The organism is Collinsella ureilytica (assembly GCF_019795105.1).
In the GTDB taxonomy this organism is placed as follows: Bacteria; Actinomycetota; Coriobacteriia; order Coriobacteriales; family Coriobacteriaceae; genus Collinsella; species Collinsella ureilytica.
In genome coordinates this window covers 1-12,744 of sequence record NZ_JAIMFO010000007.1, presented here as the reverse complement: position 1 = coordinate 12,744, position 12,744 = coordinate 1, and the positions used below count along the sequence as shown (strand labels likewise).

Here is a 12,744-nt window from a genome sequence, read left to right as displayed (position 1 = left end):
TTTTAGATGCGCTGATCCACGGATGGTAGCAATCAAACCGTGAATGGCTCTGTAGGACACAGGTACACATGCTGAGCGCGCTGAGATGTATCTCGGTTGCAATACCAGACTTGAGGACGTTTTGTCATCGGCTGGAGATCGGCTCCGGCGCTCTGTCAGGTAACGGACTACCAGATTTGAGCGGGCTTGCTACACCGGATGCCAATCAACTGAGGTGCTGCACCGATCGCCATACGGCACATTTCAGCACGTTTTCTGCCACGCACCAAAAAACTGAGACGCTCGATCGAACGTACACTACAAAGCGTGAGCGTATTTGCTTTCATGTATCAATCATCTGGGACGCGCGACCGAACGGCACACAGCAAAACGTGAACACACGTGCCATCACGCGTCAATTGCATAAGTCGCTCGCATGGCTGCTTGCCCCACAACGGATGTATGCACCCTGCCCTTCGCCGAAAAGGATTTATTGGCGTCGGTGCCTCCATGGCAGCGCTGTTGAGACCTCGGCCATGCGCTCACGCACTAAGCGATCCCGCAGATTCGCAAGGCCACGCTCAAGTCCTACCACGTATGACTGTGGATACAAGAAACGTTTATACGCAGGGTCAAGTGCCGCAAGGGCTCGCTGATTACGCTCGCGAGCAACCTCAAGGCTCTCACGCGGCCTCACCGCTTGGCCATCGCGCACACATGGTTCTAAAAGCTCGCGGAAAGCAAAGCCTGACACATCGGTTACCAACGCCGGATCGTGAACCGCCACCAAGGTCGTGCCTGCTCCCTCCACACATGCCTGGTCATAAATCATGTCGCATATGGGTGAACCGTGCTCGTCCATATAGCGCCTCACGCTTTGAAATCCCGGAATCGTACGCTTTGCGGGCTGCTCAGAGAGCTTCAAAACAGGCGTCCAGTCCTGCTCTCCTGTCGCTCGGCGCGCTGAAAGCTTGTACACACAGCCAAGTGCCGGCTGATCAAAGCACGTAGCCAACTTAGTTCCTACGCCAAAGCTATCCAGAGGCGCTCTTTGATCAAGCAAAGAATGGATCGTGTATTCATCCAGATCATTTGAAACGGCGATCTTTACGTAGTCCAAGCCTTCAGCATCAAGACGAGCGCGCACATAGGTTGCTAGCTTTGCTAAATCCCCTGAATCGATCCGCACTGCAGAAAGCCGCTCGCCGCGCTCTTCCATCTCATGAGCCACAATAATGGCATGCTCTACACCCTCGCGCACATCATAGGTATCTATGAGCAGCGTGCAGTTATTAGGGCTCGAACGCGCAAAAGCACGAAAGGCCTCAAGCTCGGTATCAAAACTCATCACCCAGCTGTGGGCATGAGTGCCAAAGACCGGAATATTATAGCGTCTACCTGCAAGCACATTTGAGGTTGAAGATGCACCAGCAACATAGCTTGCACGCGCAACGGATAGGCCGCCATCTGGGCCTTGAGCACGACGAAGACCAAATTCAGATACCGGACGACCTTCTGCAGCACCTACCACGCGCGAAGTTTTTGTAGCAACCAGCGTTTGAAAGCCAATGGTATTCAACAAGGCAGTCTCTAATAGCTGACATTCAAGCACCGAACCAGTTACCCGAACCATAGGCTCTCGTGGAAATACCAGCTCCCCTTCTGGTATGGCATCGATCGTGACCTGCATCTTAAAGGTGCGCAAAAACTCAAGAAAGCCTGGCTTGAACATAGAGCCGCCACCTGGCGCAGCCAAGCTTGCAAGATAGGCAATATCTGTATCACTAAAGCGAATCGACTCAACGAGCTCAGGCAGCTCAGCAGTTCCACACATGACACAAAAGGCAGAGCCGAAGGCGCTCTCGCGGAAAAATGCTGTAAAGCAGGCCGAGTCATGCAGCTTGCCGCTCTCCCAAAGCCCTTGAGCCATCGTTAGCTCATAGAGATCCGTCAGTAGAGCTACATCGGTAGCAGAAGTTTTATCAGTGAGAGCCATGGAGCTCCTTCCTGCATGTATTGCTCAGCGCCTGAGGCTTCTCATCCTAGCGCTTCTGTGTGCAGCGCTACAAGCAGAGCGGTTAGGGAGCAGTGCGCGGATGAGAGCATGCAGGTCCTTCAACCGACATACAGGTTCATCGACCGGCATGCAGGCTCATCAACCGATATCAACGGAAAAAGATGTAACGAACCATCAAGAACAGGGCGATCAGAGCAAAGGCGATAATGAGCTTTTGCGCTGGTGCCATAGGTGGAAGCTCATCAGGGTCATGAGGCTCTGGCGTGAGTACCATTTTTTGCCCAAAGGTCAGGTTATCAGGATCGACGATCGGGTCGTCCTTGATGGACTGAGCCGGAGCGGAAGTAGGCTTTTTGCCTGCCGGATGCGGCGCAGCCTGTGTGGGCTGATCTGTTGGGAGCGGAAGCGATGAGGCTTCTTCTTGAGCCTCTGCCCGCAAGGCCTCAAGCTCTGCACGCTCTTGAGCTGCACGCGCGGCTTCGCGCTTGCGCTTTTCTGCTCGAAGCACCTCAAGCTCTTGGCGTTCGTCATCACTCAATGGAAGACCGTTCTGATCAGCCATATAACTCCTTCAGCTCCACGTCTCAACTGTACTTCTCGCATCACATGCTGCATGAGCACCAACGGCAGACATCCACGAGATCTAAACACAAGCCGAGATCAACTCATGTAGCCAAGTATAGCTGTCGTGCGCTTGAGGTTCTTATGCAATGCCCAAGAGCTCAATAGAACCTCAGACCATGATATGACCTCGACAAACAGACGCCGGCACTCGCCTGAGCCATGAGATCTCTTAGCCTTAAAACCTCGACACGCATGGTATAGCGTGCGACAATAAAACAAGCCAAGACACGGCTGGTAACCACAACGAAAGGAAATCCATGTCACAAGACACCATGCAACTCGTGATCGTTCGTCACGGTGAGAGTGAGTGGAACAAGCTCAATCTCTTCACTGGCTGGACCGATGTGGATCTGACCGATACAGGCCGCGCTGAAGCTGCTGCTGGTGGACGTGCCCTTAAGGCCGAGGGCTTTGACTTTGACGTCTGCTATACCTCACAGCTGAAGCGTGCCATTCATACCCTCAATATCATCTTAGCTGAGCTTGATCGCGAGTGGCTCCCGGTCATTAAGAGCTGGAAGCTCAATGAGCGCCACTATGGTGCCCTGCAGGGTTTGAACAAGGCCGACGCTGCTGCTGAGCACGGCAATGAGCAGGTAAAGATTTGGCGCCGGAGCTTTGATGTACAGCCTCCCGCCCTTGAGGCTGGCGATGAGCGCGATCCGCACACTCAGGAAATGTATCGCGATATCCCCTCAGATGAACTGCCCTATACCGAGTGCCTGAAGGACTGCATCGCTCGCGCTTGGCCATATTTTGAGGACAATATCCTGCCTGAGATGCGTGCTGGCAAGCGCGTGCTCATTGCTGCTCACGGCAACTCACTTCGTTCTCTCGTGATGAAGTTTGAGAAGCTGACCCCTGAGGAGATTCTTGAGGTCAACATCCCCACCGGCGTTCCTTGCGTCTATACCTTTGATAAGAATATGAACGTCTTGGATAAGCGCTATATCGGTGATGCCGATGCAATTGCTGCCAAGATTGATGCTGTTGCAAACCAGGGTAAGGCCAAATAAGCATCAAGTGCGGATTTGTATGAGGCATTGCAAGCAGGGTTTGAGTGAGGCTGAACCGAGTCTTCAGTAAGACGTACGGTAAGAGCTTATCGAGGTTGAGACGACCTAAAAACTCAGTGCAATGTCTGCATTGATAGGAAGGCAGTCGGCTTAAAACCGGCTGCCTTTTTTATTGTGAACCATAGCGTGCGTGCATTTTGGTGTCGTGAGGAGCATTTTTGCCCGCACTTCGCGTCAAATCTGTGCCTCACGGACAATAAATGTAATAAATTGAACCCCCTCTGTACCCTTTCGGCATTCCGCGCTGCTATTCATTTCAATATGTGGCAATGTAATCCTTGGCACTTCCGGTTCAACGTCCAAGGCTCGGAGTGAGAACGATGAGACGGATATCGTCCACAAGCTCAACACGCATCACCCAACAGCACAACGCGTCGCCCCGCAGCGCACGTCACGCGTCGCATCCCACTCAATGCTCCGAGCACATCGCACGTCACAAGTCGCACCTCGCTCAACGGCACAACGCGTCGCACCTCGCTCAACGCTCACCAACTCAGCGCTCAGTGCATCCTAGTCATCACGATCGTAGTTCACGAAGGTTTCCGTCTTTGCAGCAGCAATTGCTTTAAAGCGCCGGATCAAAGGATGCTGTTTCGTGGATCCCAACGCATCACTTACCAAAAAGCTGAGGGTTTGTATTGCTGGCAAAAAGGCTAACGATGCGAGGTCAGCAGAAGGAAGCTCAGGCACCGCAAGAACCCCTAGCTCGGCCGCTAACTCAGGTCGTGTCGTCAGTAAATAGGCGCGATCAGTCACCTCAGCCGTTGCTCGCCAAATTTGGCAACAGCGATCAGAAGCACCATCTGGTGCATCAAAGAAAAAGGCAGTGTAGGCAGGCGTGAGTTGAAGATTAGGGCCATGAATAAACTCTTCGAGCTCATAAAGCGGACTTGGAATATGAACCGTCTCGCCCATTTTCAACGCGCCCTCAGCCGCAACTCCCCAAGTAGGGCCTGCTCCCATGAAATAGGCAACGCTCATGGAGGTCAGATCCTTCATATGAGATTCAAAAAAGGCAACTGCTTGGCTACGCACGTCCTCCGAAGTCCTGATAACCTGTTCTATCTCTTGCAATCGCTCAGAACATCCACCGAGCTTTGCCGCAAGCATCATGAAAAAGACGGCAAGTGTTACCACACCTTTAGTTACATAGCCAACAAGCTCCTCACCAGCACCATAATCAATGACGTTCTCGGCATGCTCACGAGCATCTGCATGCGGATTGGCAGTTACACAAATTGTCTGCCAGCCACGAGCGTGAACGAAATCCAGAGCTTCAATCGCATTGGTAGAAAGACCACTTTGCGTAACAACGAACACAATATCTTCGGCTTCCACCTCATGATCGTAGTACATAAAGGTAGAAGGTGGAATGACCTTTACATCCACAGAGGGCAAGCAAGAGCGCATAAAGGGCAGGGCAATCAGGGCAGCATGTTGCGACGAGCCCGATGCAACAATCCAGATCCTGGCAGGCGCAGCACTTCCCATTGCCCAAAAAAGTGGCTCGAGAAGCTCATCTGATCGGCCGAGATTGTTGAGCGCCACACCAGGTGCCTCAACGATGTAGTCCCACATGGTCAGACGTCGCTCTTCTGTGATCTTAATGCCTGACATCTCACTCCCCTATTCATGTAAAAAAGATGCTGAGCTCAACTCGAGCCCAGCATCCTCTTCCCACCATCCGGTTTTTAGTAGTCCAGCTGGCGATAGTAACGACGAATCTCCATAGGATGGCGCGTTTCAATTTCCATATGCACATCAATCCGATTGTTGACCGCATGCATAACCAGGTGAGAAATATTGCCACGGAAACGCTCAGAGATACCCTCAAGTGGGTAGTCGCGCGTATCAATGACTGTCGAGTTAGCCGTAATGCGCGGTAAGAATCGAGCAACACGCTCAGACAGTGGGCGCTGGGCGTCCTCGCCGATATAGACCGTCACCGGAGTTTCTTTGGTCACAATCTCAAACATGCCATGGAAGAACTCACCAGATGTGATGCTTTTCGTTTTGCGCCACAGCTGCTCTTCCCAGTAGCACATTGCATAGGAATAGGTGGCACCCCACTGATTGCCGGCACCCACAAAATAATGGATTGGATCCTCAGCGTGCTTGCTGGCAAACTCAGCAGCAAACGCATCGGCACGCTTCTCAACCTCTACAAGGGCGCGAGCCAAATGGGCATCAAACTCAGCGTACTGCTCATCATACTCATCAAACTCGCCAGCGTTTTTCATAAATCGATCTGCCACCATGAAAAACTTGAGCTGCTCGTTTTCATCATACGAGATGAGATGATCCACCATGCGCGCAAGTTCAGTTTCGGGGCGATCAATGAAACCAATAACGATAGCTCCTGCCTCACGAGCCTTGCGCACTGCATCTACCACCTCCTGCGTGCTGCCGGTAACCGAAGACGTAATAACAACAGTGCCCGTACCAATGCGGCGATTTCCCGTTGTAAGATACTCCGCTGCATTCTCAGCCCACACCTCACATGCTGAGCGCTCCTTCATGTGAACTGTTGCCTGCATAGCGCTTGCCCAGGTTCCTCCAATACCAAGCCAGCATATATTGTGATAACCCTGCTCGAAAATTGCATCGACCACCTGCTCAATCTGAGCACGCAGGCCAAGAGCGCCTTGCACACTTGCAATCTTTGCTTGCTCATCAAACTTCACTAAGTCAGCCATGTAGCCGCCCTCTCTGTATCGCGTAAAAACAACTCATTGCCAACATATCTCGACACGCAGCTAGCGCCCTTCTCTTGCACTGCATTATGCACAGAGGAAGGAACCAATAAGCACCCTTCTGTGCTTCAGCACTCCAGCGGCTTGCACCATCGCCGCCCCCGAACATCTTGGGTGGCAAAAGTAGCTGTATGCCTGCCCTAGACTCCAAGGACTCCAAAAAAGGAGCCAGCAAGACCTATGACTACCAAGAGCAGCAATAACGTTGTTGTCTTAACGTTCTTCTTAGCCACCAACCAATAGAGTAAAAGAGTGAAGGCAAGTGGTAGCAAGCCAGGCATAATGGTATTGCAGATCTCACCGAGCGTGGTGGCGGCTTCACCCTCGCCAATTACCAAGGGAACCGTAATGGATACGTTTTCTGCCGTCATACCACCAATGACCATGAGGCCTAAGATTGATGCTCCAAAGGTTAGGGTCTGCATAAGGCCACTTGCTTGAATCCTTTGTAAAAAGCCACTACCCAGCTTATAACCGGCATGCATCAGGTAGTATCTAAGGCCTTGAGCTGGGATATTGAATAGTAGCAAAAACAAAATCGGTCCTAAAATATTGCCTTGGGCGGCAAGGCTCACACCAACACCGGTCGCAATAATGCGCAAGGTTCCCCAGATAAAGGAATCGCCAATGCCGGCCAAAGGCCCCATGAGCGATACTTTTACATTGCTAATGCTCTCGGTATCAAAATCGGGATCCGCTGCGTTTTGCTCCTCCATCGCCGTGGTAATGCCAAAGATCAAAGTTGACATATGAGGCGTGGTATTAAAAAACTCCAAATGTCTCTGCATAGCAGCTACTCGGTCGGCAGGATCTTGATAGAGCTTTTCGATGATGGGGAGCATGCCGTAGCAAAAGCCCATGTTCATCTGCCGCTCGTAGTTCCAATCCCACTCTATACTTAAGGAGCGACGGATCACTTTATTAAGATCGCTCTTAGTGAGCTTGGTCTGTTCAGCTGTAGCGGCCTCTGGCTTAGAAGTCGTCGTCATCATCCATACCCCCCTCAATTGCAGGACGCATATTTAGCTTTTGATGAATCTGTCCGAGCACAACGGCGGCAACGGCACCAAAAATGGCAACGCCGGTAGTTGGGATCTTGAGATAGGTGGCAATTGCAAAACCTAAAATAAAGAAGCAAGCAACCTCACGGTTCATAATCATCTTGAGGAGCAGTGCAAAACCGATAGCCGGTAACAGCCCCATCGTGATCTGTAGACCATTAGAAACCCATTCAGGAATGATATCCAGCAGAGCCTGAACGGCAGAGCCTCCTGCATAAAAACCAATACCGACGGCAAGGCCAATAATCAGATTGACACCCAAGAAGCCACCTAAAAAATGCATGCGTGCAACTCCTGCAGCATCACCTTGAGCTGCGTACGTGTCTGCACGGTGCACAAAGGGAGGCAAAATAAAGACCATGCCGATGTTTTTGAGGATCAAGACAAGTGAGGCTACCGGAATACCAATAGTGATAGCGGTTTCAAGCCCTGAACCCGTAGAGATCGTAAATGCCGTACCAAGCACGGTGCCTGAAATCATCTCAGGAGGAATGCTTGCACCAATAGAGAATGAGCCCATAAAGGCAAGCTCTAAGGTGGAGCCAAGCGTAACACCAGTGGGAATATCTCCCATCACGATGCCCGTGAGCGTACCCATCACCAAAGGACGGGACAAACACGAGGTACCCAAGAGGTACTCCGCGTTGCCGAGCATGGCGACGAGTCCGAGCATAATTGCTTGGACAATCATCTTCTTGCTCCTTTCTTTTTTACATGCGCATGAGCGAGTCATCACGCAGGACAGATACCCGTACTTTTTGCCGCACGGAAGCTACGGAAGGCACACATGCCATCCGTGAGCTTGATTATATGTTTGCCGCAAGAAGAATGTGAGACTACAAGACACGCATCACATCTACCGGTGAGTCATCCGGCACCATTTGAATCTCTACCTGCACACCTTCTGATACGAGCTCGCGCAAAATCCCTGCTTCTTCCTCGGTGATATTCATCGCCTTAGAAATATTTCGCGTGCCCGGGCGCACCTTGGTACCACCTAGGTTTACAACAGAGATCTTGCAACCTCGACAGAGCTTGGCTGCATCGGCAATGGATTCAACCACAATCAGAAGTGAGTACTTGTCGGTCACACCACTATTAATTGCCTCAATCGAGTCCGCAATGGTCTTGATTACCAGCTTCGTGCCAGCAGGCTTGGCTACCTTGAGCGCAGATTTACGAAGCGCATCGGTGGGTACAGCATCGTTTGCGATGAGAATACAGTCCGCATCGAGTGCACCCTTCCAAGAAACTGCAACCTGACCATGGAGAAGGCGATGGTCAACCCGTAAGAGCTTAATCATTTCTTTCTCTTTCTCTTTTTGATGTACAGGATACGAACTGAATACAAACCTGAGTGCCGCAACCGGTGTAGCAATAACGGCTTTTTGATGTACAAGGTACGAACTGAGTACAAACCAACTGCTCGTAAAACCTGAGCCCCAGCGCTCTGGAAAAGCCTAGAAAAGCTGTAAAGGTACAGGTGGCCTCGTTGCAAGACCTTACGTCAGAGAGGTTGCGCTAGAAAAAATCATACGAAACAAGCAAGGCAAGCTAGGACAGAGCACCAGCAGGCATCTGTCTTAGAAGTCCTCGTCTTCGTCTTCCGCAACTAAGGAGAAGCCTCCGATCCTAACCGTCATACCCTCGCGGGCTCCTGCAATGAGCTCTTCTGCCCGCTCAGCACTCACAATATCCTGAGCAGTGAGCGCAACTTCTAAGGCAAGTGCCAGGGTCACACCAGAAAAGATCAGCACATTTGGAAGATGGGTAAGCCTCAACAAGGTTGTATGAACACTGCCACCTAAGATGTCGCAAAGGATAATAAACTGCTCATCACTTGCTTTAATACGCTCTTCAAGTTCCTGCCGAAAATCATCAGCGCTTTCACCGGGAAGTAGCCCGTACGACTCAATACCGTCTGCTACTCCGCCGGCAATCATGCGAATAGAATCAACGATTCCTGCAGCTAAGCCACCATGTGATGCAATAATAATCTGTGCCATATGCTCCCCTTTGTGTGCACGCAACCCTATCGAGCAACCGCAATTCGTTCGCGTGGGCACTGCTTGCGCGCACTCGCGTCGTTCGCAATCCCCTGCGATCATTTCTGGTGCTCGCACGTGTTCGCAACCGTCTACAACCATAAGGCGTGCCGAACACGAAGCTCGACACATCTCACGCCTACGCTTACCACTACCGGCGATGTGCCCGATAAAACTCAATCAATGAGCGAGTACTTGCATCCTGGGCAGCAAGCGCCTCATCGTCATGGAAGGCTGGGGTAATCTGGCGCGCCATCTGCTTGCCAAGCTCAACGCCCCACTGGTCAAAGGAGTCAATGCCCCAAACCGCACCCTGTACAAAGGTAATGTGCTCATACAGGGCAATAAGAGCTCCCATAGTATGAGGAGTAAGTTCAACACCAAAGATCGACGTGGTAGGACGGCCGCCCTCAAATACGCGAGCAGAAACCATCCACTCAGGCGTACCCTCGGCACGCACCTCATCGGCAGTCTTTCCAAAAGCAAGAGCTCGAGTTTGAGCGAGGAAGTTCCCTAAGAAGAGCTCGTGCACGTCTTGCTCGCCATCCTTTGCAGGATGGGCAGTGTTTACGAACGCAATAAAGTCTGCAGGGATGAGCTGACTTCCCTGGTGAATGAGCTGATAGAAGGCATGCTGACCATTTGTTCCCGGCTCACCCCAGAAGATCTCGCCAGTGGCAGACGTAACCGGCGTGCCATCGCGGCGGACATGCTTGCCGTTGCTCTCCATCGTAAGCTGCTGCAAATATGCTGGGAATCGATGTAGATACTGGCTATAGGGCAAGACCGCGTGCGTGCGGATAGCAAGGAAGTTCACGTACCAAACGTTCAGAAGACCCATGAGCACTGGCACATTTTGCTCAAGCGGAGTCTCTGCAAAATGGCGATCCATCTCATAAAAGCCACCGAGGAACTCAGCAAAGCGCTCAGGGCCTAACGCCAGCACCAGCGAGAGCCCAACGGCAGAGTCGACCGAATACCGGCCGCCCACCCAATTCCAAAAGCCGAAGGCATTTTGAGGATCGATGCCAAACTCAGCAACGAGATCAAGTGCCGTAGACACCGCAACAAAATGCTGAGCCACAGCACGGGCGCGCGACTCCTCGCTGCCATCAATTGCTCCACACTGAGTGAGTGCATCCAAAAGCCACGTGCGGGCAGCGCGAGCATTCGTAAGGGTTTCTAGGGTGGTAAACGTCTTAGAAACGATGATTACGAGCGTAGTCTCCGGATCGAGGCCGCGCACCTTTTCTGCCAGGTCATTCGGATCAATATTGGAAACAAAAGTGCAATCGATCCCGGCATCGGCATAGGGGCGCAACGCCTCATATACCATCACGGGACCCAAATCAGAGCCGCCAATTCCAATGGATAGAACGTGCTTAATTTGCTTACCAGAAACGCCTGTCCACGAACCAGAACGTACCTGATCGGCAAAGGCATACATCCGGTTCAAAACCTCATGAACGTCTGCTACCACATCTTGGCCGTCTACGATAAGCGTACCGACATCAGTTGCAGGACGACGAAGCGCCGTATGCAACACGGCACGGTTCTCAGTCGTGTTGATATGCTCGCCAGACAGCATGGCATCGCGTTGCTCCTCTAGGCGCACATCGCGAGCGAGATCGCAGAGCAGTCCTACCGTCTTTTTGGTGAGCAGATTTTTTGATAGGTCGAAATGCAGGTCGCCCACGTTATAGCTTAAGGACTCAACGCGATCTGGATCGGCCTCAAACCAGTCAGACAAGCATGCTTTACTCGCAAGCATCTCATCTCGATGCGCGGAAAGTGCTTTCCAAGCAGTCGTTTGCACAGCGTCTACAGGTGCATGATCGGGTTGGACGGGAAGGGTTGACATGGATCCTCCTCCGGTACGGCGCGAGCAGTTTGCTCGCAGACTTTCTCTGGTTTCTATTGTAGCGCCTGTTTGGCTGGTTGTTAGGAGCGTGGGCGCAAGAAAAGCGGCACCGCGAGACGTGTATACACTGCAAGCCAAATAAGCGCTGCCATAAAGCCAGCAAGCACGTCGCTCGCATAGTGAACTCCCAGATAAATCCTGCTTACTCCAATCATGACAATGATGATGGCAAACGCCGCCGTGAGCAGCACGCGACGCTTTTGATCTTTTCCATAGTGCCAAACCAGCCAAACGATCAGGCCAAAAAAAGCCATGGCAACCATGGAGTGTCCTGAAGGAAAACTAAAGCCACTTGCTTCCGCTATTCGAAAACCTATTGGACGGGGACGCTGGACAATGCTTTTTAGACCGAGATTTAAAAGAGCTACAAGCCCAAGGTTGATGGTGCAGCACCAGCCTGGGCGGCGTCCCGGCGCAAAAGCAGCAATAACGAGCAAGAGAACTGCAAGAATAATGGGAGACGCAAGTGCCGAAAAGGCAGACATAATCGGCGTGAGCCAGGGAGCGCGGAGCCGTTCCACAATAAGACTGTAAGCCCAGGCATCAATCTTTATCGTCTCGGTGCGGGTGACCTCGCGAAGGAGCAGCAGAAAGATCGCCGCGCACGCCAGAATACTTAAGAGCAAGGCATTGGTGCGAATAAGAGATGCCAGTCGATGCGGTAAGCTTCGCCGCTCTTCTGGCGTAAGAACATCGCTTTGAGCGCTGATGGGAGCTGATGCGCCTGTAGACAGATGTACTGGCTCAAGATGTTTAAGCTCGCGGCGCTCAGTCGTTGCATTAACTGGCTCAGAGGTACTGTCACGTCTATTCATGTAACTCCCAAGTGCAGATTCGAAAACACCAATGATATACAATATAAATAGCAGGTAGAGTATATAATTTGATTATCAGGCATTATTCATTTTAACGACAAAGTAAGAGACGCATTTTCCGCAACCTAGGGACAAATTAGGGACGCGGAGAAAGCTAAGAAACCACCGAATGTATAAAAAGAGGGGTCGCCATTACAGCGACCCCCTACCTTAAGAACCTAATACCTACTCCCCGGAGTTCTAATAGCCCCCTCGTCCGGGTAGCGGTACTCCACATCAAAGCCCCGCATGCGAAGCACGCCTCCAGCAAACCGCGCACAGCCATTTACGAAGCCATAGCTGCCCGGGTCGCGCCCGAACTCATCATATTGTTCTTGGCTTCTGTAGAGCGTGAACACCACTGTTTCCGGTTTATGCTCTGCCTCTGTTACCTGCATGATCGCGTATGAAGCG

Annotated in this window: 12 protein-coding genes; 1 reads left to right on the top strand and 11 read right to left on the bottom strand. The window is 51.7% G+C overall.

Annotation, left to right across the window (positions count from 1 at the left end; genetic code table 11):
* Positions 1-469: 469 nt before the first annotated feature.
* Both K6V98_RS05910 and K6V98_RS05905 read right to left on the bottom strand, forming a co-directional pair.
* On the bottom strand, positions 470-1,975 hold the full coding sequence (locus K6V98_RS05910; protein WP_222199611.1) for a nicotinate phosphoribosyltransferase: 1,506 nt from the start codon (positions 1,973-1,975) through the stop codon (positions 470-472).
* A 169-nt stretch (positions 1,976-2,144) separates the two neighbouring features.
* Positions 2,145-2,558: a hypothetical protein gene (locus tag K6V98_RS05905; protein ID WP_222199610.1), complete on the bottom strand. Its 414-nt coding sequence runs from the start codon at positions 2,556-2,558 to the stop codon at positions 2,145-2,147.
* A gap of 319 nt (positions 2,559-2,877) precedes the next feature.
* On the opposite strand from K6V98_RS05905, the gene gpmA reads away from it, so the two are divergent.
* On the top strand, positions 2,878-3,636 hold the full coding sequence (gpmA, locus tag K6V98_RS05900; RefSeq protein ID WP_222199609.1) for a 2,3-diphosphoglycerate-dependent phosphoglycerate mutase: 759 nt from the start codon (positions 2,878-2,880) through the stop codon (positions 3,634-3,636).
* A gap of 570 nt (positions 3,637-4,206) precedes the next feature.
* On the opposite strand, the gene K6V98_RS05895 is transcribed toward gpmA, so the two are convergent.
* The 9 genes from K6V98_RS05895 to K6V98_RS05855 all read right to left on the bottom strand — a co-directional run.
* Positions 4,207-5,313, bottom strand: coding sequence for an SIS domain-containing protein (locus tag K6V98_RS05895; RefSeq protein ID WP_222199608.1), 1,107 nt, complete (start codon positions 5,311-5,313; stop codon positions 4,207-4,209).
* A gap of 74 nt (positions 5,314-5,387) precedes the next feature.
* Complete coding sequence (locus K6V98_RS05890; protein WP_222199607.1) at positions 5,388-6,392, bottom strand: SIS domain-containing protein; 1,005 nt, start codon at positions 6,390-6,392, stop codon at positions 5,388-5,390.
* Between the two features lie 197 nt (positions 6,393-6,589).
* Complete coding sequence (locus K6V98_RS05885) at positions 6,590-7,441, bottom strand: PTS system mannose/fructose/sorbose family transporter subunit IID (protein WP_306792800.1); 852 nt, start codon at positions 7,439-7,441, stop codon at positions 6,590-6,592.
* A complete protein-coding gene (locus K6V98_RS05880; RefSeq protein WP_222199606.1) occupies positions 7,422-8,201 on the bottom strand; it encodes a PTS mannose/fructose/sorbose/N-acetylgalactosamine transporter subunit IIC in 780 nt (259 codons plus the stop codon). The genes K6V98_RS05885 and K6V98_RS05880 overlap by 20 nt, the downstream gene beginning before the upstream one ends.
* Positions 8,202-8,346: 145 nt before the next feature.
* A complete protein-coding gene (locus K6V98_RS05875) occupies positions 8,347-8,814 on the bottom strand; it encodes a PTS sugar transporter subunit IIB (RefSeq protein ID WP_222199605.1) in 468 nt (155 codons plus the stop codon).
* A gap of 279 nt (positions 8,815-9,093) precedes the next feature.
* Entirely contained in the window at positions 9,094-9,516 is a 423-nt protein-coding gene (locus K6V98_RS05870; protein WP_222199604.1) for a PTS sugar transporter subunit IIA, read from the bottom strand.
* Positions 9,517-9,706: 190 nt separating this feature from the next.
* A complete protein-coding gene (pgi, locus tag K6V98_RS05865; RefSeq protein ID WP_222199603.1) occupies positions 9,707-11,416 on the bottom strand; it encodes a glucose-6-phosphate isomerase in 1,710 nt (569 codons plus the stop codon).
* Between the two features lie 80 nt (positions 11,417-11,496).
* The gene (locus tag K6V98_RS05860; RefSeq protein WP_222199602.1) at positions 11,497-12,291 is read right to left on the bottom strand and encodes a phosphatase PAP2 family protein; all 795 of its coding nucleotides are present in this window, start codon (positions 12,289-12,291) and stop codon (positions 11,497-11,499) included.
* A gap of 218 nt (positions 12,292-12,509) precedes the next feature.
* Positions 12,510-12,744: hypothetical protein (locus tag K6V98_RS05855; RefSeq protein ID WP_222199601.1), on the bottom strand; the 235-nt coding region annotated here is incomplete at its 5' end.

What these genes read in the sequence shown, in the direction of transcription:
- K6V98_RS05885 (WP_306792800.1), bottom strand. Translation starts at nt 7,441, where the DNA reads ATGATGACGACGACTTCTAAGCCAGAGGCCGCTACAGCTGAACAGACC.
- pgi (WP_222199603.1), bottom strand. Translation starts at nt 11,416, where the DNA reads ATGTCAACCCTTCCCGTCCAACCCGATCATGCACCTGTAGACGCTGTG.
- gpmA (WP_222199609.1), top strand. Translation starts at nt 2,878, where the DNA reads ATGTCACAAGACACCATGCAACTCGTGATCGTTCGTCACGGTGAGAGT.
- K6V98_RS05875 (WP_222199605.1), bottom strand. Translation starts at nt 8,814, where the DNA reads ATGATTAAGCTCTTACGGGTTGACCATCGCCTTCTCCATGGTCAGGTT.
- K6V98_RS05895 (WP_222199608.1), bottom strand. Translation starts at nt 5,313, where the DNA reads ATGTCAGGCATTAAGATCACAGAAGAGCGACGTCTGACCATGTGGGAC.
- K6V98_RS05910 (WP_222199611.1), bottom strand. Translation starts at nt 1,975, where the DNA reads ATGGCTCTCACTGATAAAACTTCTGCTACCGATGTAGCTCTACTGACG.
- K6V98_RS05870 (WP_222199604.1), bottom strand. Translation starts at nt 9,516, where the DNA reads ATGGCACAGATTATTATTGCATCACATGGTGGCTTAGCTGCAGGAATC.
- K6V98_RS05905 (WP_222199610.1), bottom strand. Translation starts at nt 2,558, where the DNA reads ATGGCTGATCAGAACGGTCTTCCATTGAGTGATGACGAACGCCAAGAG.
- K6V98_RS05880 (WP_222199606.1), bottom strand. Translation starts at nt 8,201, where the DNA reads ATGATTGTCCAAGCAATTATGCTCGGACTCGTCGCCATGCTCGGCAAC.
- K6V98_RS05890 (WP_222199607.1), bottom strand. Translation starts at nt 6,392, where the DNA reads ATGGCTGACTTAGTGAAGTTTGATGAGCAAGCAAAGATTGCAAGTGTG.
- K6V98_RS05860 (WP_222199602.1), bottom strand. Translation starts at nt 12,291, where the DNA reads ATGAATAGACGTGACAGTACCTCTGAGCCAGTTAATGCAACGACTGAG.